At 70.4% G+C, this 3677-nt stretch carries 2 protein-coding genes and 1 pseudogene; 2 read left to right on the forward strand and 1 reads right to left on the reverse strand.

Features of this window, described 5'->3' with window-relative positions; genetic code table 11:
* On the reverse strand, window positions 1-761 hold a 761-nt coding region (locus QH270_RS00185), incomplete at its 3' end, for a chorismate-binding protein (protein WP_280338322.1).
* Window positions 762-953: 192 nt separating this feature from the next.
* Here QH270_RS00185 and QH270_RS00190 point away from each other — a divergent pair.
* The gene (locus tag QH270_RS00190) at window positions 954-3383 is read left to right on the forward strand and encodes a glycerol-3-phosphate 1-O-acyltransferase (RefSeq protein ID WP_280338323.1); all 2430 of its coding nucleotides are present in this window, start codon (window positions 954-956) and stop codon (window positions 3381-3383) included.
* Window positions 3383-3677 (forward strand): annotated as a pseudogene (locus tag QH270_RS00195) (hypothetical protein); the annotation flags it as partial. The gene QH270_RS00190 and the pseudogene QH270_RS00195, both read left to right, overlap by 1 nt.

Here is a 3677-nt window from a genome sequence, read left to right on the forward strand (position 1 = left end):
CCCAAGGCGCGGGTACCCGCCAGCGGCTCGGTGGTGACGACCCGGTCGTCGTCGACCGAGGCCACCAGCTCCGGGCTGAATCCGGCCGCTTCCAGGCCACCGAGGCGCAGCAGGAACGAGCGGGCCGGGGTGTTGTTGGCCCGGCCGAGCCGATAGGTCGCCGGCACGTCGACCGCGAAGGGCAGCTCGACCTTGCGCGACAGGATCACCTTTTGGTAATCGCCTGCCTGGATCTCGGCGACGGCCGTCGCGACCCGATCCTGGTACCCGGTCGGATCCGGGCGCACGTCGACCGGGTGCGCGGTGGGCAGTTCGGCGCCCTGCGACTCGGCGATCAGATCGTGGATGTCGCACACCTCGCTCGGAGTGGCGCCGCTGATCCGGACGCCGGTGGCGTCGATGCGGACCTCGATCCGGGGAATCAGCAGGTGCGCCAGGGGCGTCAGGCGGTTCAGGTACGCGGTGGCGGCCAGCGAGTAGGCGCAGAACTCGAACGCGATCCAGCCGTAGGCGCTGCGGCCGCCGAGTGGCAGCGCGGCCAGGGCGGCGTCGACGACCTGGGCCGGGCTGCCGGTCCAGGCGCGCGCGGTGGTCCGGCCGTCCCACACCGTACGCAGCTCGCCCGCGTCGAGTTCGACGCTGCCGAGCGGGTCGGCGGCGAACACCCATTCGCCGGGCCGCTCGTACATCACGTATTCACCGAAGCGATCGGCCGCCGCCAGGCGGGACATCGCCGCCGCCGGGTCGGCTACATACTCCACCCGAACGGGCTGTTCCGTCGACGACAACGATCCTCCAAGGTAAAGCTGACCTAACTAATGCAGGTTAGGTTAGCATTACCTGGTCGATTATCGAGCCTCCAAAGTGGGTATTCTTCGCCACCTGCGCGCCCGCCCCACGCCCTGTGACCCAAGTTCGGTGCGCCGAGGCGGATCTGACGCTTGAATGGAGAGATGATCGAGATCGGTGGGCGGCGCGGCCCGCGAACGGGGCCCATGGCCGATTCGGTGGTCGCCCTGGTCGACGCGGCCTCCGGCGTCGAACGCGAATTGATCGGCACCTGGATCGCCGAGGGCGGCCTGGACCGTGAACTCGGCTCGACGGCGCCGGTGACCCAGCTCGACCTCGACGCCAAGGCGATCAGCAAACGCCTCGTCGGCAGGCAGGACGACCCACTGGTGGTTCCGGTCCGGGTGCTGTGGCTGCCGCCCGAACGCGACGGCGTCCGCCGCGTCACCTTCGCCGACCTGGCGCTGCTCACCAATCCACGCAAACCCAACCGGCTCGTGCAGCGCAGGCTGGTGCGGACCGACCCCGACCGGCACCGCGTGCTCGTCGGCGCGCCCGCCAAGCTCAGCGAGCTGCGGACCAACCATCCCGAGGCCGCCGCGCTGCTGCGGGCCGGGTCGGGCGAGCCGTTCGCGCGCGCGGTGGTGCGCGCCGCGGTGGTGGCGCTCGAGCGCGCCGAACGCACCGTCATCGGGGATCGGTACAAGGTGCCGCAGCTGGTCGCCGAGGAGATCCTCGACTCCCCCGAGTTCCAGCGCAAACTCGACTACATCGCCGAGGAGATCGGCTCCGAGCCCGACCAGGTGTACCGCAATGCCGAGAAGGCGCTGCGCGAACTGGTCGCGGCGCAGAGCAGGCTGGTCTCCGACCTGTTCACCCAGGCCATGCGCCCCATCCACGCCTCCACCTGGAAGGTCGACACCGACCTGACCGGCCTGGACTCGCTGCGCAGGCTCAACCGCAAGTTCCCGCTGGTGTTCCTGCCCTCGCACCGCTCCTATGTCGACGCGTTCGTGCTCGGCGATGTGCTGGCGCGCAACGACTTTCCTCCGAATCACGTGATCGGCGGCGCGAATCTGAGTTTCTGGCCGATGGGCCCGATCGCCCGGCGCACCGGCACGGTGTTCATCCGCCGCAGTTTCGGCGACGACGAGGTCTACAAGGCGGTCGTCGAGGAATACTTCGCCTATCTGCTGGCCAAGCGCTTCAATATGGAATGGTATTTCGAGGGCGGCCGCACCCGCACCGGGAAATTGCGGCCGCCGCGCTACGGATTGCTCAATTACCTCGCCGCCGCGGTGCGTTCGCGTCGCGTCGAGGACGTGATGCTGGTTCCGGTCTCGATCACCTACGAGCGGCTCAACGAACTCGGCGCGATCGCGAGCGAACAATCGGGCGGAACGAAGAAGCCGGAGGGCATCGGCTGGCTCGCCAGATATGTGCGCAGCCAACAGCATTCGGCAGGGCGCGTCTATGTGCGATTCGGCGAACCGCTCTCGGCGCGCGAACGGCTGGCCGCGCACGGTGATCCGCTCGACCCGCGGCCGATGACCATTCCGCTGCGTGACACCACGACCGGCGCGGCCAGCGTGCCCGACGAATCCGAGCTGGCCGAGACCGAGCGTAAAGCGGTGCAGCGGTTGGCCTTCGACGTGGCGGTCGGCATCAACCAGGTCACCCCGATCACCGTCAACGCGCTGGTCACGCTGGCCCTGCTCGGCGTGCACGAGCGCGCGCTGACGCTCGGGCAGGTGCGCACCGTGGTCGACCCGGTCCTCGGCTACATCGACAAGCGCGGCCTGCCCAGCGGCGAACTGTCTGCCCTGCGCGACGACCAGGGCCTACGGGTGGTGCTCGAACAACTGGCGCTCGCCGGGGTGGTCACCGTGTATCGCGGTGGGCTGGAACCGGTCTACGCGATCGAGCCGGGCGCGCACCTGGAGGCGGCGTTCTACCGCAACAGCGCGGTGCACTGGTTCGTCAACCGCGCCATCCTCGAACTGGCCGCGCTCACCGCCGTCGAGGAACCGGGCGACGACCCGCTGCGCTCGGCTTGGAAGGCGGCGTTCGCGCTGCGCGACCTGCTCAAGTTCGAGTTCTTCTTCCCCGAGCGCCAGGAATTCGCCGAGCAGATCATCGACGAGGTGCGCATCATCGTGCCCGAATGGGACGAGAACACCCCCGACGACCGGCTCGATCGCCAGTTCCTCGGCGCGCTCACCGATTCCGGCTTCGTGATGGCGCACCGCGTGCTGCGCTCCTTCTTCGACGCGCAGCTGGTGGTGGCCGAACGGCTGGCGGCCCGCGCGTCCGACGCGCTGATCGATCGCAAGGAGTTCATCGACGAGTGCGTGGCGGTCGGCAAGCAGATGCTGTTGCAGCAGCGGCTGCACAGCGCCGAGTCGGTCTCGAGCGAACTGTTCACCAGCGCGTGGAAACTCGCCGACAACCACGGCTTGATCGCGCGGTCGGCGCCGGGCGAGGAGGACGCGCTGCTGGCCCGCAGGCTGGAATTCGCCGAGCGGCTGCGTGATCTCGGCGAACGCATCGCCAGGGCGGCCAGCCTGGACCCGTCGAATCGGACCGTGCTCTGATGGGCGACCTCAGCGCGGCGGTGGCCGCTGTCCGCTCGGGGCCGCAGGGCCCGCACATCGCCGCCGTCTTCGATTTCGGTGGCACCGTCGTCGACGGGCTGCCGCGACGGAGCCTGGCGCGGCCGGGGTTTCCGCGCGGCGGCCCCCCCGCGGCCCCCCCCCGCGGCGGGGGGGCGGCGGGCGGCCCCCCGCCGGTCCGCGCGCGGGGGGGGGGGCGCCGGGGGGCCCCCCCCCCCCCCCCCCCCCCCCCGCCCCAGGCTCCGTCGCGGCAGCCCGTCGACGACGGTGCCACCG

The sequence above is a fragment of the Nocardia neocaledoniensis genome (assembly GCF_029868625.1).
GTDB classification, from domain to species: Bacteria; Actinomycetota; Actinomycetes; order Mycobacteriales; family Mycobacteriaceae; genus Nocardia; species Nocardia neocaledoniensis_A.

Bases quoted from the DNA above. Each gene is read 5' to 3' on its own strand.
- QH270_RS00190 (WP_280338323.1), top strand. From the start codon at position 954: ATGATCGAGATCGGTGGGCGGCGCGGCCCGCGAACGGGGCCCATGGCC.